The sequence below is a fragment of the Caproicibacterium sp. BJN0003 genome, from assembly GCF_026314295.1.
Lineage (GTDB): Bacteria > Bacillota > Clostridia > Oscillospirales > Acutalibacteraceae > Caproicibacterium.
In genome coordinates this window covers 2,208,983-2,231,599 of record NZ_CP111108.1, presented here as the reverse complement: position 1 = coordinate 2,231,599, position 22,617 = coordinate 2,208,983, and the positions used below count along the sequence as shown (strand labels likewise).

General features: G+C 43.8%; 20 protein-coding genes and 1 tRNA gene. 18 read left to right on the top strand and 3 right to left on the bottom strand.

What is annotated here, in order from left to right; all coding sequences use genetic code 11:
* The first annotated feature begins 169 nt into the window (after nt 1–169).
* The gene (locus OP489_RS11120; RefSeq protein ID WP_266162052.1) at nt 170–2,869 is read left to right on the top strand and encodes a cation-translocating P-type ATPase; all 2,700 of its coding nucleotides are present in this window, start codon (nt 170–172) and stop codon (nt 2,867–2,869) included.
* Here the strand turns inward: OP489_RS11120 and OP489_RS11115 are convergent.
* The gene (locus OP489_RS11115; RefSeq protein ID WP_266162050.1) at nt 2,808–3,890 is read right to left on the bottom strand and encodes a lysylphosphatidylglycerol synthase transmembrane domain-containing protein; all 1,083 of its coding nucleotides are present in this window, start codon (nt 3,888–3,890) and stop codon (nt 2,808–2,810) included. The genes OP489_RS11120 and OP489_RS11115 overlap by 62 nt on opposite strands.
* Before the next feature lie 230 nt (nt 3,891–4,120).
* Here OP489_RS11115 and OP489_RS11110 point away from each other — a divergent pair.
* Nucleotides 4,121–4,197, top strand: a tRNA-Met gene (locus tag OP489_RS11110).
* 318 nt (nt 4,198–4,515) lie between these two features.
* Nucleotides 4,516–4,926, top strand: a complete 411-nt coding sequence (locus OP489_RS11105; RefSeq protein ID WP_266162049.1) for a peptide deformylase — start codon at nt 4,516–4,518, stop codon at nt 4,924–4,926.
* 102 nt (nt 4,927–5,028) lie between these two features.
* Here the strand turns inward: OP489_RS11105 and OP489_RS11100 are convergent, their stop codons facing one another.
* Nucleotides 5,029–5,421, bottom strand: coding sequence for a pyridoxamine 5'-phosphate oxidase family protein (locus OP489_RS11100; RefSeq protein WP_266162048.1), 393 nt, complete (start codon nt 5,419–5,421; stop codon nt 5,029–5,031).
* A gap of 136 nt (nt 5,422–5,557) precedes the next feature.
* Here OP489_RS11100 and OP489_RS11095 point away from each other — a divergent pair, with 136 nt between their 5' ends.
* Nucleotides 5,558–5,893 carry a winged helix-turn-helix transcriptional regulator gene (locus OP489_RS11095; protein WP_266162047.1) on the top strand — a complete coding sequence of 112 codons (336 nt, stop codon included), beginning with the start codon at nt 5,558–5,560 and terminating at the stop codon, nt 5,891–5,893.
* A 169-nt stretch (nt 5,894–6,062) separates the two neighbouring features.
* On the opposite strand, the gene OP489_RS11090 is transcribed toward OP489_RS11095, so the two are convergent.
* The gene (locus OP489_RS11090) at nt 6,063–6,737 is read right to left on the bottom strand and encodes a hydrolase (RefSeq protein WP_266162046.1); all 675 of its coding nucleotides are present in this window, start codon (nt 6,735–6,737) and stop codon (nt 6,063–6,065) included.
* 210 nt (nt 6,738–6,947) lie between these two features.
* Here OP489_RS11090 and OP489_RS11085 point away from each other — a divergent pair, with 210 nt between their 5' ends.
* The 14 genes from OP489_RS11085 to hgdB all read left to right on the top strand — a co-directional run bounded on the left by OP489_RS11085 (nt 6,948) and on the right by hgdB (nt 22,598).
* Nucleotides 6,948–7,484 (top strand): DUF5662 family protein, encoded by a 537-nt coding sequence (locus tag OP489_RS11085; protein ID WP_266162045.1) that lies wholly within the window; start codon nt 6,948–6,950, stop codon nt 7,482–7,484.
* A 244-nt stretch (nt 7,485–7,728) separates the two neighbouring features.
* Nucleotides 7,729–9,081, top strand: a complete 1,353-nt coding sequence (locus OP489_RS11080; RefSeq protein WP_266162044.1) for a dicarboxylate/amino acid:cation symporter — start codon at nt 7,729–7,731, stop codon at nt 9,079–9,081.
* 72 nt (nt 9,082–9,153) lie between these two features.
* Nucleotides 9,154–10,155, top strand: coding sequence for an aminopeptidase (locus OP489_RS11075; protein WP_266162043.1), 1,002 nt, complete (start codon nt 9,154–9,156; stop codon nt 10,153–10,155).
* Between the two features lie 241 nt (nt 10,156–10,396).
* Nucleotides 10,397–11,365, top strand: a complete 969-nt coding sequence (locus OP489_RS11070; RefSeq protein ID WP_266162042.1) for a LysR family transcriptional regulator — start codon at nt 10,397–10,399, stop codon at nt 11,363–11,365.
* A 554-nt stretch (nt 11,366–11,919) separates the two neighbouring features.
* Nucleotides 11,920–12,234, top strand: a complete 315-nt coding sequence (locus OP489_RS11065) for an OadG family protein (RefSeq protein ID WP_266162041.1) — start codon at nt 11,920–11,922, stop codon at nt 12,232–12,234.
* Nucleotides 12,235–12,297: 63 nt separating this feature from the next.
* The gene (locus OP489_RS11060; RefSeq protein ID WP_266162040.1) at nt 12,298–12,681 is read left to right on the top strand and encodes a biotin/lipoyl-containing protein; all 384 of its coding nucleotides are present in this window, start codon (nt 12,298–12,300) and stop codon (nt 12,679–12,681) included.
* A 15-nt stretch (nt 12,682–12,696) separates the two neighbouring features.
* The gene (locus OP489_RS11055) at nt 12,697–13,824 is read left to right on the top strand and encodes a sodium ion-translocating decarboxylase subunit beta (RefSeq protein ID WP_266162039.1); all 1,128 of its coding nucleotides are present in this window, start codon (nt 12,697–12,699) and stop codon (nt 13,822–13,824) included.
* A gap of 71 nt (nt 13,825–13,895) precedes the next feature.
* Entirely contained in the window at nt 13,896–14,855 is a 960-nt protein-coding gene (gene gctA, locus OP489_RS11050) for a glutaconate CoA-transferase subunit A (protein ID WP_266162038.1), read from the top strand.
* A gap of 3 nt (nt 14,856–14,858) precedes the next feature.
* Nucleotides 14,859–15,662, top strand: coding sequence for a glutaconate CoA-transferase subunit B (gene gctB, locus OP489_RS11045; RefSeq protein ID WP_266162037.1), 804 nt, complete (start codon nt 14,859–14,861; stop codon nt 15,660–15,662).
* A complete protein-coding gene (locus OP489_RS11040) occupies nt 15,662–17,428 on the top strand; it encodes an acyl-CoA carboxylase subunit beta (protein WP_266162036.1) in 1,767 nt (588 codons plus the stop codon). The genes gctB and OP489_RS11040 overlap by 1 nt, the downstream gene beginning before the upstream one ends.
* 501 nt (nt 17,429–17,929) lie before the next feature.
* Nucleotides 17,930–19,195: a sodium/glutamate symporter gene (locus OP489_RS11035; RefSeq protein ID WP_266162034.1), complete on the top strand. Its 1,266-nt coding sequence runs from the start codon at nt 17,930–17,932 to the stop codon at nt 19,193–19,195.
* Between the two features lie 92 nt (nt 19,196–19,287).
* Nucleotides 19,288–20,076: a (R)-2-hydroxyglutaryl-CoA dehydratase activase HgdC gene (hgdC, locus tag OP489_RS11030; RefSeq protein WP_266162033.1), complete on the top strand. Its 789-nt coding sequence runs from the start codon at nt 19,288–19,290 to the stop codon at nt 20,074–20,076.
* A gap of 84 nt (nt 20,077–20,160) precedes the next feature.
* Entirely contained in the window at nt 20,161–21,438 is a 1,278-nt protein-coding gene (locus tag OP489_RS11025; RefSeq protein WP_266162032.1) for a 2-hydroxyacyl-CoA dehydratase subunit D, read from the top strand.
* A gap of 5 nt (nt 21,439–21,443) precedes the next feature.
* Complete coding sequence (gene hgdB / locus OP489_RS11020; RefSeq protein ID WP_266162031.1) at nt 21,444–22,598, top strand: (R)-2-hydroxyglutaryl-CoA dehydratase subunit beta; 1,155 nt, start codon at nt 21,444–21,446, stop codon at nt 22,596–22,598.
* The last annotated feature ends 19 nt before the right edge of the window (nt 22,599–22,617 follow it).

The following is a 22,617-nucleotide window of genomic DNA, read 5'->3' as shown; positions in this document are numbered from 1 at the left end:
TAGAATAGTGCAAAAAATCCGCGAAATCAAGAAAAATTTGGGATATTTTTTAAAAAGTTGTAAAAAGCGCAACATGTTGCGGAGGGTTACAAAACCGTAACGATAAAAAGCAAGTCTATTCTGTCCTCTTTTTGCATAGGTTAAAAGCAGAGAAAGGAAGGGGAACAGTATGGATTGGCATCACCTGACGAAGGAAGAAACTGCTAAAAAATGGGAAACGGATTGCCAAAAAGGATTAAAAGAAAGTCAGGCAACCTCACTGTTGCATAAGTACGGATTTAATCTTTTGCCAGAGGCAAAGGGCGAAAGTTTGATCCGGCGTTTTTTTCACCAGTTTTCTGATTTTATGGTATTAATCTTGCTGATAGCAGCAGGAGTTTCTTTTTTAACTTCTTTTTTGCAGAAAGATGAGGACTATCTGGATGCGATTGTTATCTTAATCATTGTAACGGTCAATGCGATAATCGGAACCCTTCAGGAGAGCCGCGCAGAAAAGGCAATTTCTGCTTTGCGTAAAATGGCGACCCCATGGGCTAAAGTGATTCGAGACGGAAAGACCAGAAAAATTCCAGCACAAGAGGTTGTACCAGGAGATCTGGTTGTGCTCGAAACAGGCAATCTAGTGCCTGCTGATGTGCGCTTGACGGAAACAAGTGATCTGCGGGTAGAAGAAAGTGCGCTTACGGGAGAGAGTGTACCGGCTTCAAAAGGGACTGACCCGCTGCCGGAAAAGATAGCTTTAGGGGATAGAACCAATATGTGCTTTTCCTCTACCGTGGTAGCGGCAGGAAATGGACGGGGAATTGTAGTAGCGACAGGGACCAATACACAGGTCGGAAAGATTGCCCATATGTTGCAGACTGCGCAGACACCGCAGACACCGCTGCAGAAAAAACTGGCAGTGGTGAGCAGAGTCTTGGGAATTGGCGTTTTAATTTTGTGTGCCGTTATTTTTCTGATGGGATTATTCCAAAAGATTCCACCGCTTGAAATGTTTTTGATTGCGATTTCTTTGGCGGTTGCTGCCATTCCGGAAGGACTGCCGGCAGTGGTGACGATTGTTTTAGCTTCCGGTGTAAGAAGGATGGCCTTAAAGAAAGCGATTGTACGTCATTTGATGGCGGTAGAAACGCTTGGCAGTGCCAGTGTAATTTGCAGCGATAAAACGGGAACGCTTACCCAAAACCATATGACGGTTCATGAGCTTTATGCAGCAGAGGGTCAGCTAAATCCTCACAGTGCCGCTGCCCGCCGCCTGTTGGATGCAGCATCTCTCTGTACAAATTGTACAGCCGATGGTGATAAAATCCTTGGGGAGCCTACGGAACGTGCTCTTTGTGAGGTTTTTGGGAATAAGGCGGTGCTCGATGTGCAATTTCCGAGAGTCCGTGAAATTCCTTTCTCTAGTGAGCGAAAACGCATGACAGTTGCTGTACGGCAGCCGGATGGGAAATATCGGGTGATAATGAAGGGAGCCCCGGATGTATTGTACCCTCTTTGTGGGGGACTTCCCCGCCAAAATGATCGTATGGCGGAAAATGCGCTGCGTGTTTTAGCAGTAGCGGAAAAGACCGTTTCTTCCGTACAGGGAATGACTGTGCAACAGATGGAAAGCGGAATGCGTTTTTTGGGATTGATTGGGTTGTATGATCCGCCGAGAAAAGAAGTAAAGGCGGCCGTTTCTCTTTGCAGAGAAGCTGGAATCAGGCCAGTCATGATTACCGGGGATTATCGTCAGACGGCCTGTGCGGTTGCAAAGGAACTGGGAATCTTAAAAGGTTCTGAACAGGTGATTACCGGCCCCCAGCTTGATGCTATGAAACAGCCAGAATTGGTGGAGCAAATCGAAAAATGCAGCGTTTTTGCGAGAGTTTCTCCTGCCCATAAGGTACGGATTGTGCAGGCATTTCAGGCACATGGAGAGGTAGTCGCTATGACCGGGGACGGTGTCAATGATGCGCCGGCGCTTAAAGCGGCCGATATCGGCTGTGCAATGGGGAGATCCGGCACGGATGTTGCAAAAGGTGCGGCAGATATGATCCTCGCCGATGACAATTTTACAACAATTGTAGACGCGGTTCGCGAAGGCCGTGGAATTTATGAAAATATCCGTAAAACAATTCATTTTCTTCTTTCCTGCAATATGGGAGAAATTTTGGCGGTGTTTGTTGGGTTCTTGATGCGTCTGCCGCTGCCGTTGATTGCGATTCAGCTTTTGTGGATTAACCTTGTTACGGATTCGCTGCCGGCTCTCGCATTGGGAGTAGAGCCGATCTCACCGGATATTATGAAGAAGCCGCCGATTCGCAGAGAGGAAGGACTCTTCGGGGGTGGATTGGCTTATTCAATTGTGGTAGAAGGTTGCTTTATTGGAGCTCTCAGCCTTCTTGCTTATTCTATCGGACGTGTATGCTTCGATGTAAATCCAGCGTGTCCGGTGGTTGGGCGTACCATGGAATTTGCAGTTTTAAGTCTCAGTGAAATTGCCCATACGTTCAATATGCGCAGCGAATATCGGATCTTTGACCGTAATCAAACGCGTAATCCAAAGTTAGCAATCGCGGCCGTTATCTGTACTTTGCTAATGGTTTCCGTGATTGTATTCCCAAGCCTTTCCGTCGTATTCCACACTGCTGTTTTAAGTGGATTTCAGTGGCTGGTAACCATACTGTTGTCTCTTAGTCCAATCCTTTTGGTGGAACTGGAAAAATCCGCTGCCCAACGCAAAAGAGCAAAGCTTTTAGAAAATGACCCCGAAGAAACAAAAAAGCATTCCGCAAAAAGCGAAATGCCAAAAGAGGTTCCTTTTATTCATCTGAATCATCCGTTAAATCCGAGAGGTCTTTTTCCGAAAAATCATCGGGAATAGCAGCACTGTATTTGTGATTGCCAATTGAAGCGAAAATACAGCCCAAAATGATTCCAAAGTAGTAGGTGATCATTCTCCAGATCAACATGGCTGGAGCGGTGGCACCGCGGAAAAACATATGAAAGAACATGCCAAAGCTGATTTCTGCTCCGCCGGAAGCTCCGGGCAGAGGAACAAAAGAGGCAATCATATTCACAAATACCTGTGCGGCAATCATCACCCACATTCCGGTACCCCGCAGCCCAAAGCTGAGAAAAATAAAATAGGTAACGATACTGTTGAACGTAATTTGAAAAATAGTTACCAAACAAACACATGCGTATAGTTTAAGGGAGTGCCCCATCGTTCTGATACCGTCATGAAAAACTTTAAATTTTAAAACGATATCATCATATTTTGCCTGAAAATCATGAACCACATGAATCCTTTCCAACAGATGGAGTACGCCGTGAATTAGACGGTAAACGAAAGGAGGATAAATTGAAAACAGCAGAACCAAGAGAATAAAGGCGCCATTAGTCAAAACACCAAAGATCGTTAGAAAAGACAGGTTACTGACAGTTGTTTGAAAAAAATGAAGGTGGAAGATCATGAGGACTAAGGAATAAGTGACCATGACACACTGATAAGTCAAAGTTTTTACCGCAATAATAGCGCCGGCTTTTCCGGTCTTCATCCCCATTTTATGCATGGAATAAATCTGCATTGGCTGGCCGCCGGTAGAAAACGGTGTGATATTATTATACAGAATACCAATCATTCCTACAACAATAGAACGTCTCAGTGTCCATTCAGGATAAAGGTGATGACATAAAAGCCAGTTGCAGACTCCTTCTAAAAACCAAGTGAGCAACATGGCGAAGACGGCGGCAAACATCCAGCCGGGTTCCAAGTGTGTAAAAATCTCTTGAAGGCTTTTTTGATCCTGTGTCATAAGAAAACCAATTAAAAGCCCAAGAGAAATTGAAAGTGTAATAATTACAAATAGATTTTTTTTAATTACATGTTTGACTTTTGACATGAAATAACCCCAATCTCTCGAAAAAAGTTTCAATTGATCTTGAAACGATTTCAATACAACAATTTATTAATCATAGCGTAATTTGTAAAAGAACACAAGGGGAACATTTTAAATAAAAGAAAACAGAAAAATTAATTATTAAAGATTATAGAACAAAAAATAAAAAATACTTGCTTTTTACTAGAGACTGCGTTATAATAAATATCGCGCTTAGAAAAGAGCGCAGATATCGCGGGGTGGAGCAGTCCGGTAGCTCGTCGGGCTCATAACCCGAAGGTCGTTGGTTCAAATCCGGCCCCCGCAACCATGTGACACAGTCACATTAAATGCACAGCGGTTTTTGCCGCTGTGCATTCGTCTTTTCCGAGACTTTTGATTGCAGTCATTGCAATAGTTAATTCAACATTTTTTGTTTTAAATCTTTTGCCCTTTTTGAAAACACCAAAGTTCAAAAAGGGCATTGCTTTTATTATGCTTTTGTTTAAACACAGTTTTAAACTTTTATAAAAATTCGTTTTGCATAACAACCAAACCAATATTCTATGATTTCCTGATCGATAGCATAATAATCGTTTTTATATAAAATTGATGTCGAAATGTTTTTAAATGAGTAGGAGGCAGTAGAATGGTTCGCGAAATTATGAAAGATGTTGGGTTCCTTTCACAGAAATCCCAACCCGCTACAAAGGAGGATCTGTCGGTTGCGGAGGATCTGTTGGAAACGCTCGAGGCTCATAAGGAAAATTGTGTCGGGATGGCAGCAAATATGATCGGAGAGCATAAATGTATGATTGCCTTTGATAATAATGGGAAATACATGGTGATGTTTAACCCCGAAATCATTAAAAGATCCCAGCCTTTTGAGACTGAGGAGGGCTGTTTGTCTCTTATTGGTACGCGCAGAACAAAACGCTGGAAATCGATCAAGGTGCAGTACCAGAATAGCGACTTTCAGAATCGGTATAAAACTTTTACCGAATGGACGGCGCAGATTATTCAGCACGAGATCGACCACTGCAAAGGAATCATTATCTGAAAATCGGCACAACGCGCAGAAAACAACTGGATTTAAGCATAAAAAGCCGGAGCCATCAATTTTTGACGGCTCCGGCAGTAAAATGATCGGTTGTACGATCCATTAAAATTTGTAGGTCTTAGGCTCTTCTGAGAAGGAAAATATCGTTGCGGTAACGTTTGTCAGATAAAATACTGTGGTGTTTCCATCATCGGCCTTATACATTTTCTGGAGAGAAGGATATGCATCCAGCATACTTTGCTTTGGCTCAATCCTGTCATCCTCAACGGCGTTCGCTTCAACACGAATCCATTTTTCACCGACTGTGGCGCTGATTTCAATCTTTGGATTCGCCTTCATTTGATGATATACTTTTTTAACTTTGCCTGTTTGAATATAAAGTTTGCCTTCAAAAATGTTTATGGTACCGAATGGGCGAACCCTGGGCTGGTCCCCATCCTCTGTTGCAAGAAAATAAGTATTGGCTTGCTTTAAAAAATCATAGACTTCTTTCATAAATTGACGCCTCCATTTTAGTAAAAAGATTGATTTAAACACACTTCAATACTATAATAAAAACATAGTTTTATAAATTATTCAAGTACAATATTTTTATATAGTAAGTATCTTTTTGGATACTAAAGAGGGAAAAATGGAAAAAGATTTATTTGGGATTTGCCCCTATGTTACTTCGCAGAAGCTGCTCACAGGAAAATGGACCCTGTTGATTATGTATTATTTGAGCCTCAAAACCATGCGGTTTAATGAACTGCAAAGGAATCTGCCGAATTTGACACAGGCAACGTTATCCAAGCAGCTTCACATGATGGAGAAAAACGGTTTGCTGATTCGTACGTCTTATAATCAAATTCCGCCGAAAGTTGAATATTCACTCTCTAGCTTAGGACGGCACTTTAAACCCGTCTTAGATGCGATTGAGGTATGGGGAAATGAGTATATCGACTTTTTGAAAAAGTCTAAACAATAGCTCTTTGAAGATTTATTGGCTTTCGAAATATTATGGAAGAAAAGCTGATTGAGAAGCGGTTTGCGGAAAGGATTGCTCCTCAAAAGGATGGATTCAGTATGATTGAATTTGTCTCATAATAAACAAGCCAATCTGTTTTTGCACAGATTGACTCGCTTTCGTTTTGCTATTATTGGTTTGATTCCTCACGGTACGAGGTCATCAGTTTTTTAAACAATTCTGCCGCAGTAGGTGGAGTATAGGTAATTGCATTTGCACCAGCGTCGATTGTACGAAGAATGTCATCGTCTGTGGAACCCCCGGTAGCGATGATCGGAACTTTTGGAAATCGTTTGCGAATTTCCGAGACAACGAACGGAGTGCGCGCAGCGGCTGAAACGTTTAAAATGCTGGCACCGCTTTCCAACCGTTTTTCAATATCGGTCTTTTCAGAGACAACCGTGATCGTGATCGGAATATTAATTTTATCTGAAACAAAAGTAAGCGTCTCGTCGGGGGTTGGTGCATTGACGACTACGCCGGCAGCACCAAGGTATTCTGCATTTTCAGCGAGATTTGTTACACGCTTTCCACGGGTTGTGCCGCCGCCGACACCAATAAAGACAGGAACATCGGCACAGGTGATAATGGAGTTGGCAATGATCGGCTGCGGGGTAAACGGGTAGACGGCCATGATAGCATCGGCGTTGCAGTTCCTGATAATGGCAATATCGGTGGAAAACAGCAATGACTTTATTAGTTTGCCCATTACACGTACACCACAGACTTCATTGATGACTGTTGGAATTTTGATCATATGTTTTCTTAGAGCGCCTTCCAATTCCGGAACAAACTCACTTTTCATATTCTGATTCCCTCACTTTCCAAACAATTCATTTGTGTAAGATATTTTATACTGAATGAAATATAAAGTCAAAGAATAATTTATAAATTGAGATTTAATTTTTCGTGGGCTTACACAAGAAAAAATAAAGAAATAAATTATATAAGATTATATAATCATATATAATAGAAAAGAAAAATACGAAGAAAACCTTTCTGAGAGGAAAATTTTATGTTGCATCCGATTAAACATTTTCGGACAGTCAGTCACCATCGATGGCTTGTCTTAAAATACTGCTTTCGTATTGGCCTTTATAAACAAGGTCTTTTGCATGATTTGTCCAAATTTTCACCGACGGAATTTTGGCCAGGTGCAAAATATTATCAGGGAAACCGGAGCCCAAATGATGCACAGCGTTTAAAAGCAGGATATAGTGCTGCATGGCTGCATCATAAAGGACGCAATCGGCATCATTTGGAATACTGGATTGACTATTCTACAGGGGCTGATCATCAGCTTTGTGGAATGGAGATACCACCGCGCTATGTGGCAGAAATGATTTGTGACCGTATTGCTGCCAGCCGCACCTATCGCGGAAGCCTTTATTCTGACAGTGATCCGTACGAATATTATATGCGTTCCAGAGATCATTATGTTCTTCATCCAAAGACTCGCCGTTATTTAGAAAAATATCTGTATATGTTAAAGGAAGAGGGCGAAAAAAAAACATTTCTCTCTTTGAAAGAGTGGGTCCATTCGAAAAGTTAATACATTCTATAGATTGATTGTGCACTTTGTATTAAAAAAATACAGAGCGCATTTTTTTATAAGCAATTTCTTATAGCATATAGCAGTTTTTGTATTATTATTGCGCAATCTTGTTGTCTTCAGTAGAATACAGACAAAAGAAAAACAGAGGAGGGGTTGAAAAAAGTTTTGTGTCCCGGGAACACAAAACGAGAAAATAAAATTGATTGGTGTGCCATTCATATCAAGATAGGGGGCATAAAAATTGGAAGTTATTAAAAAGAATCAAGAAGTCACAGCTGAACAAAAAAATGGAAATCGTAAAAATCCCAAAAGAAAAAAGATGAAGCTCCATATTAAAATTTTTGTATTCCTATTCGCAGGAATTGTCTTTGGATATGTACTCAATGCAATGGGTGGTACTGAAAATCCAGCTATTAACGGTTACATACTTCCGTTTTTACAATTTATTGGAGATATGTTTTTAAAGCTTATCAAGATGATTGTAGTGCCGTTGGTGTTTTTCTGTATCATCGACGCAGCACTCTCTTTAGGAGATATCAAAAAACTGCGGAGCATCGGGGTTAAAACAGTTGTATGGTTTCTCGGAAGTTCGGCCATTGCCGCTACGATCGGATTGGTACTTGCAAATCTGATACAGCCAGGATTGGGCGTTACTTTTTCAGGAGATGTGAGTACGGTAGAAGTAAAAGAACTTCCAGGCGTTTATCAGACAATTCTAGATCTTATTCCAAATAATCCTTTTGCTGCTCTTACGAACGGAGATATGATGCCGATCATTGTATTCTCTTTGTTTCTAGGTTTTGCATTGATTGGTTTAGGAGAACATGGAAAACCGCTTGCCAATATTATTTCTCTATGTTCCGAAGTGATGTTCAAGATTGTAAACAGCATTCTCGCAATTATCCCTTACGGCGTATTTGGCTTGATGTCTGTTGCAATGGCAAAATATGGAGTTGCAATTTTTGGGCCGGTGCTTAAATTTATTGCGACTGATTATCTTGCCAATGTCATCATGGTGGTTATTGTCTATTCTGTTTTTCTTCGCTTTATTGGAAAAGTTAGCCCCATTATGTTCTGGAAAAAAGCATTTGAGCCTTGGATGATCGCGTTTAGTACCTGTACTTCTTCTGCGGCCCTGCCGGTCTCGATGAAAGTTGCTCCCAAACGTCTTGGCGTCCCGAAAGATATCGCGAGCTTTGTGCTTCCGCTGGGTGCTACTGCAAACATGAATGGTACCTGCATCTATTTTGGAATTATTGTTCTGTTTGCTTCTCAGCTTTATGGGATTAATCTTTCAATAGAACAGCAGATCATGCTGGTTTTACAAGCAACCTTTCTCAGTGTTGGTTGCGCGGCAACCCCACAGATTGGATTAGTTATCAGTATTACTCTGCTTACTCAAATGGGACTACCTCTGGAAGCAACCGCCCTGGTGGCTGGTATTTATCGCATTATTGATCAGGCACATACTTCTACCAATTCCTCCGGCGACCTCGTCGCATCTGTATGTATTGCATCTATGGAAAATGAACTGGATCGCAGTATGTATAATGACCCTAACGCAGGCAGAGAGGAACAGGCTGTTTCAGCTTGAATTTTTCTAAAATGTTTTTCTCAGTTGTTTATTACCAAATATTTATTGATTAAATGAAGGAGTGTATTAAAAATGGAAGACAACAGAATTATTGAGTGTGTGGAACGTGCGGACTATATTCTTTCTAACCTAATGGCAGTTAAACCTGGGGAAGAGGTTTTGATTGCAATTGATCCTCAGACGGATATGCGTATGGCAAATGCGATGGCAGCGGCTGCTCTAAAATGTGGCGCAGAATACAACATTAGTATGATGCCGGTTCGCGGCAAAGATAAGGCTACTATTTTTCCAAAGACTTTGGAAAATGCGATGGAAGCTTGCGATGTTTTTGTCGGCATGACGACGGCTTCCGGCGCAGCAATCTACAATAATCGCTTAAAGGAACTTATCAATGAGAAAAAACTGCGCGAAGTTTCTATCTGTCTGCGTAGCATTGATAACTTTACGCGTGGGGGTGCTTTAGCAGACTATGAAAAAGTTTATAAAGACGGAGAGAAGCTGCAGAAAATCTGGAGAGGTCACAAGAAAGCTCACATCACGACTCCTGCGGGCACCGATCTTTCTATGGAAATGAATGATATGGAACCCATTATTGAATGTGGGATTGCTAGAAATCCAGGGGATGCAATGGCATGGTCAGACGGCGAAGTTTCCCTTGGACCGGTGATCGGTAGCACACACGGCAAATTGGTTATCGATGGGCCGATTTGCTACTATGGATGCCCGACAACACCAGTTGAGTTAAAAATTGAGGGTGGTCGTATTGTTGAGGTCGTAGGTGGAGACCCCAAAATCTGCAAAGAGATCCGCCGCCAGATTGCAGAGATTAAAGACAGCGACAATATTGCAGAGATTGGTCTGGGACTTAATCCGGCATGCCTTTTTAACGGCGATTTTGAAGAGGAGAAAAAAGCACGTGGTACCTGCCATATTGCAATGGGCAATGGCTACTATTATGGTCAGCCTGCTCGGTCTACGGTTCATATTGATATGGTACAGTACAATCCGACAGTTGTTTTTGATGATGAAGTTGTTATCGTAAAAGACGGGAAGGTTGTTTGTCTGGATGACTAATGGGTTTTGCGAAAAGCAATTATTTTGGTTCGTTTTTTAATTTTTTACTCGTTCCTACTAAATGAGTGACTCGCTCCTAAAATAAAAAAATGTCATTTACCTCGTATTAGCACGATACGGGGTAAATGACATTTTTTGGAACATTCCAAAAGCATAAAAGTAAAACGAATTTGCTTTTTATTTTGTGCGAAATTTGTTATAATTAAAAGGAAATTATGGGCGAAAGGAGAAGATCCTCCCGATGATGAACGAACTCAAATATGTCTATGAAGTATATCAGGAAAGAAGCTTTTCTAAAGCAGCTAAAAAGCTCTATATTACGCAACCAGCTCTAAGCGCAATGGTAAAAAAAGCTGAAATGGAAATTGGACAGCCGATTTTTGACCGCAGTACCATACCACTTACTTTAACGGATGCTGGCCGTTACTATATTGCATCTGCAAAAAAGATTCTGTTTATTCAAAAAAATATGACTTCCTATTTTCAGGACCTCCAGCATTTGCAGACGGGGCATCTTTCTATTGGGGGTTCTTCATTCTTTTGTACCTATATTCTTTCAAAACAGGTTGGCCGTTTTCAAAAGCGTTACCCCGGAATTACGATTGACATGGTAGAATCTAACGTGCAGGAACTGAAAAAGCGGGTGGCAGACGATACCTTGAATTTGATTATGGAGACGGCTTTTTTTGAAAATGATCATCTTAAAAAATATTTTTGCTGTTATGAAGATATCCTTTTAGGAGTGCCGGCCCCTTTTCAAATTAATCGAGGACTGGAAAAGTATGCTTTATCGTTTCGGGATATTTGTGAAAAGAAAAATGAGAACCCTATTTTTCCGGCCGTTCCTTTGCAATTTTTCAAAGATCTTCCTTTTTTAATGCTGAAGGAAGGAAATGATCTGTATTATCGAGGAATTTCTATTTGCAAAAATGCAGGATTTAATCCACGAATTGCCATTAAGCTGGATCAGATCTTGACTGCTTTTTACATTGCATGTACCGGAGCAGGGGCAGTTTTTATAAGGGCTTCTATGCCTCCATATCTGCCAATGACAAATCAACTGATTTACTACAAACTCAGTGATCCTTTGGCACGACGTGAAGTTTATCTTGCACATAAACAAGGGTGCTATGTAACAAATGCCATGGCGGCTTTTCTTAAGATGAGTGGTGCAAAAGATACACAGTGTTGTCAAGAGAAAAAGATTTGATTTTGCAGGAATTGGTCGATTGAAAATTCAAAATCAAAAAATCGAAGCATAAAGTTTTTAAAGAAAACTCGTAGGATAAGACAAAAGCAAACCAGTTAATTTATCGTTATTTACCAAAAAAAGCTTCGAATTTTCTAGTTGCTTTTCCAAAAATCTATGATATAATGTGAATGAAAATTTACAAAATGTTCAAGAATGGGTTGAAACAAGATGCCTAAAAATGAATAATCGGATTTGTATAAAATGCCGATTATTTAAACGGCATAAGGGAAAATAAGGGAATATTGATCTTTTGGTTGAACCTCTTTTTGAAAAAATATATTGTGAGTTTTCCGGCGCCGGTTGAACGGCATTTTTCTATGGCGTAAAATTGGAATGGATTCCATAATGCGAAATGGAAGAGCGCTGCGCCGGTATCTTGATTGCTGACGCTGCCGTTGACAAAGTTGCTTTTACCGCCGGCGGCGGGAGGCAAATTAGTAAATCAGTACCATTTCAATTCTGGCGCGTTTCGTTTTCTCAAAATTTTTCACTTAAGGAGGTGTAACGTTAATATGTGGACTTCGACTACAATGGATGCCGGTAGTGCAGTCATGGTTTCCTTGATGGGCATAGCAGTTGTTTTTCTATCTTTGATTGCACTGGCTATCGCAATTATGATTGTTTCTAAAATTATCAATTCGACCCAGAAAAACAAAGAAACTGCACCAGCTGCCTCAGCTACTTCAGCCGCACCGGCTGCACCAGCTGTATCGGCCGCTTCCAGTGCCAATGATGAGACTTATGCAGTTCTGATGGCTGCAGTCTGTGAGGAAGCACATGCTTCTCCAGAAACTATTCAGATTAAGGAAATCAAGGAAATTAAATAAGACTTGATTTATTAGCAAATGGCTCTTTTTTCTTAAATAATTAAATTTTAAAGGAGAATTGTGATGAAATACGTTGCAACTTTGAATGGTAAGAAATATGAGGTCGAAATCGAAAAGGTAGAGGGTGGCTATCAGCCGATGTCCCGTGCTGCTGCCGCTGCTCCGGCTCCTGTTGCCGCCCCAGCTCCTGTTGCTGCTCCTGCTCCTGCTGCCGCCCCGGCTCCTGTTGTCGGTGGAAACAATGTGATCGCTCCGATGCCTGGTAAAGTTTTGGATGTCAAATGCAAAGTCGGCGATGTTGTTAAGGCTGGCCAGGTTCTTATTATGTTGGAAGCTATGAAGATGGAAAATGAGATCGTTGCTCAAGCGGATGGAACTGTAGCTGATATTCCGGTACATACAGGTGATATGGTTGATACCGATGCTACGCTAGTCGTGCTGAAGTAAGGAGGCACGCTTAGAATGAACTTTTTTACTGTTCTGGAGAGGATATTCCAGCAATCCGGTTTTGCTGCGATTACATGGCAGCAGGCTGTGATGATGGTTGTATCCTTTGTCCTGATGTATTTGGCAATTAAAAAGCAGTTTGAGCCGTTGCTTCTGCTTCCAATCGCATTTGGAATTTTTCTTGCAAACTTGCCTCTTGCGAATATGGGTGCTGAAGAAGGCGGCGTTATTTCAATGCTTTATCAAGGCATTAAAGGAGACTTGTTCCCCTGCCTGATCTTTATGGGAGTCGGTGCAATGACCGATTTTGCTCCTTTGATAGCAAACCCGGTCAGCTTGTTGCTTGGTGCTTCTGCACAGCTTGGTGTTTACTGCGCATTCCTGCTGGCATTGGCAACTGGCCTCTTTACACCGGGGCAGGCTGCTGCAATCGGCATTATCGGCGGTGCTGATGGCCCGACTTCTATTTACCTTGCAAATAACCTTGCACCGGATTTGGTTGCACCAATCGCCGTTGCAGCATATTCGTATATGGCTTTGATTCCGCTGATTCAGCCTCCGATTATGCGTGTGCTTACCACTAAAAAAGAGCGTGCCATTAAGATGGGTCAGCTTCGCAAAGTATCTAAAGTGGAAAAGATCATTTTCCCGATCTTTGTTGTTCTGTTCTGCTCGCTGCTCCTGCCGGATGTTGCTCCGCTGCTGGGCATGCTGATGTTGGGCAACCTGTTCCGTGAGAGTGGTGTGGTTGAGCGTCTTTCCGATGTTGCTCAGAACGCTCTGTGCAACATCGTTACGATTTTCCTTGGCCTATCCGTTGGTGCTACTGCAAACGGAGAACTCTTCCTGCGGACTCAAACTTTGGCAATCATTGCAATGGGCTTGCTTGCATTTGGTTTCTCCACTGCAGGTGGTGTCCTCTTCGGCAAACTTCTTTGCCATCTGACTCACGGCAAGATCAATCCTCTGATTGGTTCCGCTGGTGTATCTGCAGTTCCTATGGCTGCACGTGTTTCACAGGTAGAAGGCCGTAAATACAATCCGACCAATTTCCTGCTGATGCATGCAATGGGGCCGAACGTGGCTGGCGTTATTGGTACTGCAATGGCTGCTGGTTACTTCCTGACCGTTTTCAAAGTCTGATTTCTGATCAATCCTTTTGTTCATTAATTGCCCTTTATGGGCAATGAAAATATAATTAGGGGGTTTTTAGCGTGGGAAAAATCTATTCTCTGCACGATGCGATTGCTAAGTACGTCAGCGATGGCGACTTTATCGCATTCGGTGGTTTCACAACGAACAGAAAGCCTTTTGCTGCTGTTCACGAAATTTTGCGTCAGGGCAAAAAGGACTTTATTGTCCAGACAGGCCCTGCCGGCCATGATGTCGATATGCTGATCGGCGAAGGTCGTGTAAAGGCATTCATCAACTGCTACATTGCAAACTCGGGTTTCACAAATGTATGCCGTCGCTTCCGTAAAGCGTACGAGCAGGGCAAGCTCCTGATGGAGGATTACTCTCAGGATGTTCTGATGCTCCAGTTGCATGCAGCTTCCCTTGGCCTTCCTTTCCTGCCGGTCAAACTGATGATCGGTTCCGGTTTGGAAACTGAGTGGGGCATTACAAAGGAACAGCGCCAGAAGATCGACAAATTGCCGGATGATAAATTTGTTACCATCGAGAACCCGTTCAAGAAGGGCGACAAAGTTCTGGCTTGCCCGGTTCCGGAAATTGATACTGCAATTATCCATGTACAGTATGCTTCTCCGGACGGAACCTGCCGTATCATTGGCGATGAATTCCATGATGTTGATATTGCAGTTGCAGCTAAGAAGACCATCGTTACCTGCGAGCAGATCATCAGCGATGAACAGATTCGTCGTGATCCGACCCTCAACTCCATTCCGGGCTTCTGCGTGGATGCTGTTGTGTTGGCTCCTTTTGGTGCACATCCGTCTCAGTGCTACAGCCTTTACGATTATGATAAGGCTTATTATAAGGCTTATGATGTCGCCAGCAAGACTGAAGAGGACTTTAAGACATTTGTGGACGAGTGGGTTTACGGTGTTAAAGACCATGAGGAATACATCAACAAACTTGGTGCTTCCCGCCTTGCAAAGCTGCAGGTCATTCCGGGCCTCGGCTATGCTGTAGATATGACGAAGGAGGGTTAAGTAATGGCTGATTACACGAATTATACAAATAAAGAAATTCAGGCTGTAAACATTGCGAAATGCATTCAGAATGATCAGATCGTAATTGTTGGTACTGGCCTTCCGCTGATCGGTGCATCTTTGGCAAAACGCGTTTATGCTCCGAAATGCCACCTGATCGTTGAGAGTGGTTTGATGGACTGCTCCCCGATCGAAGTTCCCCGCAGCGTCGGTGATGCTCGTTTTATGGCACATTGCGCTGTTCAGTGGCCGAATATCCGTTTCATCGGATTTGAAGCAAATGAATGGCTTCATAACGAGGACCGCCTGATTGCATTTATCGGCGGTGCTCAGATTGACCCGTTCGGCAATGTAAACTCCACAAGCATTGGCGATTATCATCATCCGAAGACTCGTTTCACCGGTTCCGGCGGAGCGAACGGCATCGCTACATACTGCAACACAATCATTATGATGCAGCATGAGAAACGCCGCTTTATGCAGAAGGTTGACTATATCACCAGCCCTGGCTGGATGGAAGGCCCTGGCGGACGTGAAGCTCACGGCCTGCCTGGAAACCGTGGCCCGCAGATGGTTGTTACCGACCGCGGCATCCTGAAGTTTGACAAAGATACAAAGAGAATGTATCTTGCTGGTTATTATCCGTCTTCTTCTCCTGAAGAGATTATTGAAAATACTGGTTTTGACATTGATGTTTCTAAGGCTGTCAAGTTGGATGCTCCTGATCCGGAAGTTATCCGCATGATCCGTGAAGAAATCGATCCTGGCCAGGCATTTATTAAAGTACCCGTGGAGGAAAAAGCATAATGAGTGATCATCAGTATTCCATGCCTTGCTATTTTCAGAATATGCCTGTTATCGGACGCCCGGTAGCAGCACCAAACGCTGAAAATGAGCAGGACATTAAGAAGGTTGAAAATGAGATTGCCTCCCTGACTCAGGCAGCTGAGCAGGCTGGCCGTGCTGACGATTCCCTGCACGCTTCCGGCCAATACACTGCTATGGAGCGTGTAAATGCACTGGTTGATCCTGGCACATGGTGCCCGCTCAACAGCCTCTATAATCCTCAGCACAACAAGAACGGCTCTACCGCTATTATCAAGGGGCTCGGCCGCATCCATGGAAAATGGGCAGTCGTTGTTGCTTCTGATAACAAGAAGCTTGCCGGCGCTTGGATCCCGGGACAGTCCGAGAATTTGCTCCGTGCTTCCGATACTGCAAAGACTCTTCATATTCCGCTGGTCTATGTTCTGAACTGCTCCGGTGTTAAACTGGATGAACAGGAGAAAGTTTATGCAAACCGTCGCGGCGGCGGCACTCCTTTCTATCGCAATGCAGAACTTCAGCAGTTGGGTGTTCCGGTGCTTGTTGGCATCTATGGAACAAACCCTGCAGGCGGTGGATACCACAGCATTAGCCCGACAATCTTGATTGCCCACGCAAAAGCAAACATGGCAGTCGGCGGTGCTGGAATCCTTGGCGGCATGAACCCGAAGGGCTATGTTGACATGGAAGGCGCAAAGCAGATGGTCGAAGCGACCGAAAAGGGACCGAAGCAGGATCCTCCAGGATCTGTTGCAGTTCATTACGGCCAGACCGGTTTCTTCCGTGAAGTTTACACAGAGGAAATGGGCGTTATCGAAGCACTGAAGAAATACATGGATGATATCCCGGCTTATAACCTCGACTTCTTCCGTGTTGATGATCCTCGTGAGCCCCAGTTCCCGGTAGATGATCTTTATTCTATCGTGCCGTTTAACCAGAAACGTCAGTACAATGCTTATGATGTTCTGGCTCGCTTGTTTGATAACAGTGAGTTCTCTGAGTTCAAAAAGGGCTATGGCCCTGAGATCATTTGCGGCATGGCAAAAGCAGATGGCCTGCTTGTCGGTGTTGTTACCAACGTTCAAGGCTTGCTGATGCATTATCCGGAGTACAAACAGAATTCTGTCGGCATTGGCGGTAAGCTTTATCGTCAGGGCTTGATCAAGATGAATGAGTTTGTTACACTGTGTGCTCGTGACCGCATTCCAATGGTTTGGGTTCAGGATACAACCGGCATCGATGTTGGCGATCCTGCTGAAAAGGCTGAACTCCTTGGCTTGGGCCAGTCTTTGATCTATTCCATTCAGAACAGCAATGTTCCGCAGATGGAGATCACACTGCGTAAAGGAACTGCTGCAGCTCACTATGTTATGGGCGGTCCTCAAGGCAACGATACCAATGCTTTCACGCTTGGTACTGCTGCAACTGAGATGTATGTCATGAATGGTGAAACTGCTGCTGCTGCAATGTATTCTCGCCGTCTTGTAAAAGATGACAAGGCTGGTAAGGACCTGCAGCCGACGATTGATAAGATGAACGAACTGATCAAGGAATACGACGAGAAATCCCGTCCGAAGTTCTGCGCTCAGGAAGGCTTTGTTGATGAAATTGTCAACATGAATGCAATGCGTTCTTATATCAAAGCTTTTGCCGACAGTTCTTATCAGAATCCGCAGTCTATCTGCGCATTCCATCAGATGTTGTTGCCTCGTGTAACGCGTGACTTTGATACATTTAAGAAGCCGTAAGTTTCTGATTCAATAAAAATCATGCCGGGGGACTGCCCGATCCATTCCGATTGGGGAGTGGAAAGGGAAGCCCCCGGCGTTTTATGAGCATGTTTTACGCCTAAGAAGCGGAAGAGAAATTTGAAGAACATCCGACTTTTTCATTGGAAGATTGATTAATTTTTGTCAGTTTACACAATTTAACAAAGAAAATGAACAATTTTTTCAATGTTTCTGTACTTTAAAGGTTGAAGTTTATTACAAAATCTTATATAATTGTATCAGGTGTGAATCATAAGGTGCAATATGATTTGCATTTGCTTTCCGCTTTATTAGGAAAACGGTCTATAGTGCGACGGAAAATCCCTGTGACTATGTGCGATGAGTTGTTGGGCTTCGCCATTATCCTAACATGGGGAGAAAGGAGGAAACTGCTTTTTGGTGCCCCAGGGCTTATAAAATAGCCACGAGACTTTTCAGTGTGCATTATAAATAAAAAAGTAATTAGGGAGCGAAATGTACATGGATTTATCAAAGTATTTTGGTACTTTTGTTGCAAAGGGTACCGACGTTAGCGGCAAAGTCGCTACGATTTCCAGTTTGAAGCTGGAATATTTAACGACCTTGGGAATAGCAGCAATCGTTATTTTCCTTGGCCATGCAATTGTAAAACGTTCTAAACTTTTACAAAAATATGCAATCCCTGCACCAGTTGTTTCTGGTTTGATTGTATCTATCTTTTTGTCTTGCTTAAAGGCAAGTGGAGCGATTGCAATTACATTTGATAAGACTATTATGCAGGATCTATGCCAGAACCTATTCTTCCTTTGTGTAGGATTTGGGTTCAGCACCAAATTAATTAAACATGCAGGTGGCAAACTCTGTGCAATGATTGCTATCGCTGCAGTACTCTTAATCACGATTCAGGATATAGTTGGTGTTGCAGTTGGCAGCGCAGTTGGAATGAATCCGCTGCTTGCTCTGCAGTGTTCTTCAGCTTCTATGTCCGGCGGCGTAGGAACAGCTTCTGCTTTTGGCCCGATCTACGAGAAGATGGGTGCAACAGGTGCAACAACTGTTGGTGTTGCAGCAGGTACCCTGGGCAATATTATGGGCTCTCTGATTGGCGGCCCTGTAGCTGCATTCTTGATTTCTCACCACAATCTGCATTCTGATCCGAACGATAAGCCCGATTCCGAGGCATCAGGTAAGATTAACAAGCTGGATAATGGCCGCATGGTTTCCATGTTCGCAATGTGCCTGTTGCTTTCTGCACTTGGTATGCCGATTTATGCGCTTATTAGCCAGATCCCGAGCCTTTCCATCCCGAAATTCGTTTGCTGCCTGTTTGCTGGTGCAGTTGGTCGTAATGTGATGGAAGCTCTGCATATTCCGTTCTATACACCTGAAGTTGATGCGATTGAAAACATGTTCCTCGAACTCTATCTGGCTCTGGTACTGATGGGAATCGATATTACAGCACTGGCTCCTGTTGCTGGTCAGATGGGTATTGTATTGCTGGCACAGGCTATTTTGATGGCTCTGTTTGCAATCTTCATTTCTTACAATATGTTTGGTCGCAATTATGGCGCTGCTGTTATGGCTGCTGGTAACTGTGGATGGGGCTGCGGCTCTGGTCCGAACGCTGTCGCAAACGAACAGGCAGTTATGAATCAGTATGGCTGGCACAATGTTGCATGGGTTCTGTATCCGTCTTTCGCTGTTATCATCGACGATATTTACAACCCGATCGCACTGTCCATTTTTGGTAACATTTTCGGAAAATAATTAAGGCTTTTGAGAGCAGTTTCCCGGTATGGATTCTGCCCCGCGCCAAGACTGCGGTTGCCGAATAATTTAAAAATATTGGAGCAATTTGAATGGATACAATTTACACACTTGGAATAGATGTGGGTTCTACCGCATCGAAATGTGTCATTCTGAAGGATGGCAAAGAGATCATCAGCAAATCGTTGATTCCGGTTGGTACCGGTACCAGCGGTCCCAGTCGTGCAATTTCTGAAGTGTTGAATAATGTTAATATGAAGAAAGAGGATATGGCTTATATCCTTGCTACTGGCTATGGCCGCAATTCCATCGACTGGGTTGACCAGCAGATGAGCGAATTGAGTTGTCATGCTAGGGGCGCTTACTTCGTATTTCCTGATGTTCACACTGTAATCGATATTGGTGGACAGGATGTTAAAGTGATTCAGATTGAAAACGGAGCCATGGTCAATTTTCAGATGAACGATAAATGTGCTGCTGGTACAGGACGTTTTCTGGATGTAATGGCACGTGTTCTCGAAGTCAATGTTAAAGATCTCGGTATGCTGGCTGCACAGTCAACCAAGCGGGTAGCAATTAGTTCTACCTGCACGGTCTTTGCAGAAAGCGAAGTAATCAGTCAGCTGGCACAGGGCAGCGATAAATGCGACATCATCAATGGAATTCACCATTCGGTGGCTGCGCGTGTTGTTGGTTTGGCACATCGCGTTGGAGTACGCGATAGAGTCGTTATGACCGGCGGCGTCGCGCAGAACAGTGGCGTTGTCTCTGCTTTGCAGGAGGAGTTAGGTCATCAGGTTTATACCACTCCGCTTGCACAATATATTGGTGCGCTTGGAGCTGCATTATTTGCTTGGCAAAAAGCAACCCGAAAGAAATAATTAACTATTGCAGTCTAGTGTGCGGGGGTTTCCCCACATACTTGATCACCTTTCATATTTTATTTGAAGGAGAGAGTTTTTACTATGGCTGAAATCGAAAAAACAGCACCCGCTGCACAGCCTGCAGCGCCTGCTAAAAAACCGAAGAAACCGCCAACACCCGGTGTAGCTGCTCTGCGTAAGGTAGTTTCTGATGTTTATGCAGCAGCATGGGAAGCAAAAAAAGCAGGCCGTCCGGTAGGCTGGTCTTCTTCCAAGTTCCCCTGCGAAATTGCAGAAACATTGGATCTGGCAGTTGTATATCCTGAAAACCAGGCCGCTGGTATTGCTGCTCAGCATGATGGCGAGCGCCTTTGCCAGGCTGCCGAAGATATGGGCTATGATGCCGATATCTGCGGATATGCCCGTATTAGCCTCGCATATTCTGCTGGTGTAGAAACCACCAACGTATCCCGTCAGATGCCGCAGCCGGACTTCGTTCTGTGCTGCAACAATATCTGCAACTGCATGACAAAGTGGTATGAGAATATCGCTCGTATGCACAACATTCCACTGATTATGATCGATGTGCCTTACAATAATACGACCCATGTCGATGATACTTATGTTGCATATATCCGTGGTCAGTTTGACGATGCAATTAAGCAGATGGAACATATTGCAGGCAAGAAATTTGATGAGAAGAAATTCGAAAAAGTCTGTGAAAATGCAAACCGTACTGCAAAAGCATGGTTAAAAGTTTGTAATTATCTTCAGTATCAGCCTTCCCCGATGTCCGGCTTTGACCTCTTCAACCATATGGCTGATGTTGTTACTGCCCGTGGCAAGGTCCAGACTGCAGAGGCATTTGAACTGCTGGCTACTGAGCTGGAGGAGAATGTCAAAGAAGGTAAGTCTACACTGCCGTTCCCGGAGAAATACCGTATTATGTTCGAAGGTATTCCTTGCTGGCCTGAACTGCGCGCACTCTTTAAGCCTTTGAAAACAAACGGCTTGAATGTTACTGCTGTTGTGTATGCACCTGCTTTTGGATTTGTATATGACGGTCTTGATGATCTGTGCCGTGCATACTGCAAGGCTCCGAACAGTGTCTGCATTGAGCAGGGCGTTGATTGGCGTGAAGGAATCTGCCGTGAGAATAAAGTAGACGGCGTATTGGTTCACTACAACCGCAGCTGCAAACCATGGTCTGGTTACATGCCTGAGATGCAGCGTCGCTTTACTGAAGACTTGGGTGTTCCTTGTGCTGCTTTTGATGGCGACCAGGCGGATCCCCGGAACTTCAACGATGCTCAGTACGAGACTCGTGTACAGGGTTTGGTTGAAGCTATGGAAGCAAGTAAAGCTGCGAAGGAGGGCTAACGAACATGAGTATCGAATCGATTATCAGTGAGTTCGCCGGCATCGCGGCAAGTCCCGCAAAGCAGCTGGCAAACTATAAAGCTGAAGGCAAAAAAGTAATCGGCGTGTTGCCTTACTATGCACCTGAAGAACTGGTCTATGCCGCAGGCATGGTTCCGTTTGGCATGTGGGGCACCAATGACAAGAATATTAGTTTATCAAAAGAGTATTGTGCTACTTTCTATTGCACAATCGCACAGTTGGATCTGGAAATGCTGCTTGACGGCACAATGGATCAGCTTGATGGAGTGATTACACCGACCATCTGTGATACTCTTCGCCCAATGAGCCAGAACATTCGTGTTGCAATGGCGAAACTCAAGAAAATGCCGACCATTTTCCTGGCACATCCGCAGAACCGTAAACCGGCTTATGGCCTTAAATTCTGCGTAGACCAGTACACGAATGTCAAAAAAGCTCTGGAAGAGATCAGCGGCGCTCCGATTACGGATGACGCTCTGAAGAATGCAATTAAGGTTTACAATGCAAGCCGTGCTGCCCGTCGTGACTTTGTCAAACTGGCAAACGAGCATTGTGATGTAGTTACCCCGACAAAGCGCAGTGCTGTTCTGAAAGCTTCTTGGTTTATGCTGAAAGATGCTTACACCGAAAAGCTGGTTGCTCTGAATGAGGAACTCAAGAAGTTGCCTGACTGTGACTGGAAGGGCACAAAGGTTGTCACGAGCGGTATTATCTGTGATAATCCGGCTCTGCTCAAGATCTTTGAGGACAACAATGTTGCAATTGCAGCTGATGATGTTGCACACGAGAGCCGCGCATTCCGCGTAGATGTTCCTGAGTGTGATGATCCGATGATGGCACTTGCAATGCAGTTTGCAAATCAGGATTATGATGTTCTTCTTTATGATGAGCATTCTTCTGAGAACCGTCGTGCTGAGCATGTTGTCGATCTCGTTAAAGAGAGCGGCGCTCAGGGTCTGATTGTCTTTATGCAGCAGTTCTGTGATCCGGAAGAGATGGAGTATCCTTACCTGAAGAAGGCTTTGGATGCTGCACAGATTCCGCACATTAAACTGGGTATTGACCAGCAGATGCGCGATTTTGGTCAGGCTGCAACTGCAATTCAGGCGTTTGCTGATGTCCTGAGCATGCAGAAGTAATCTGGTTTTTAAAGAAAGT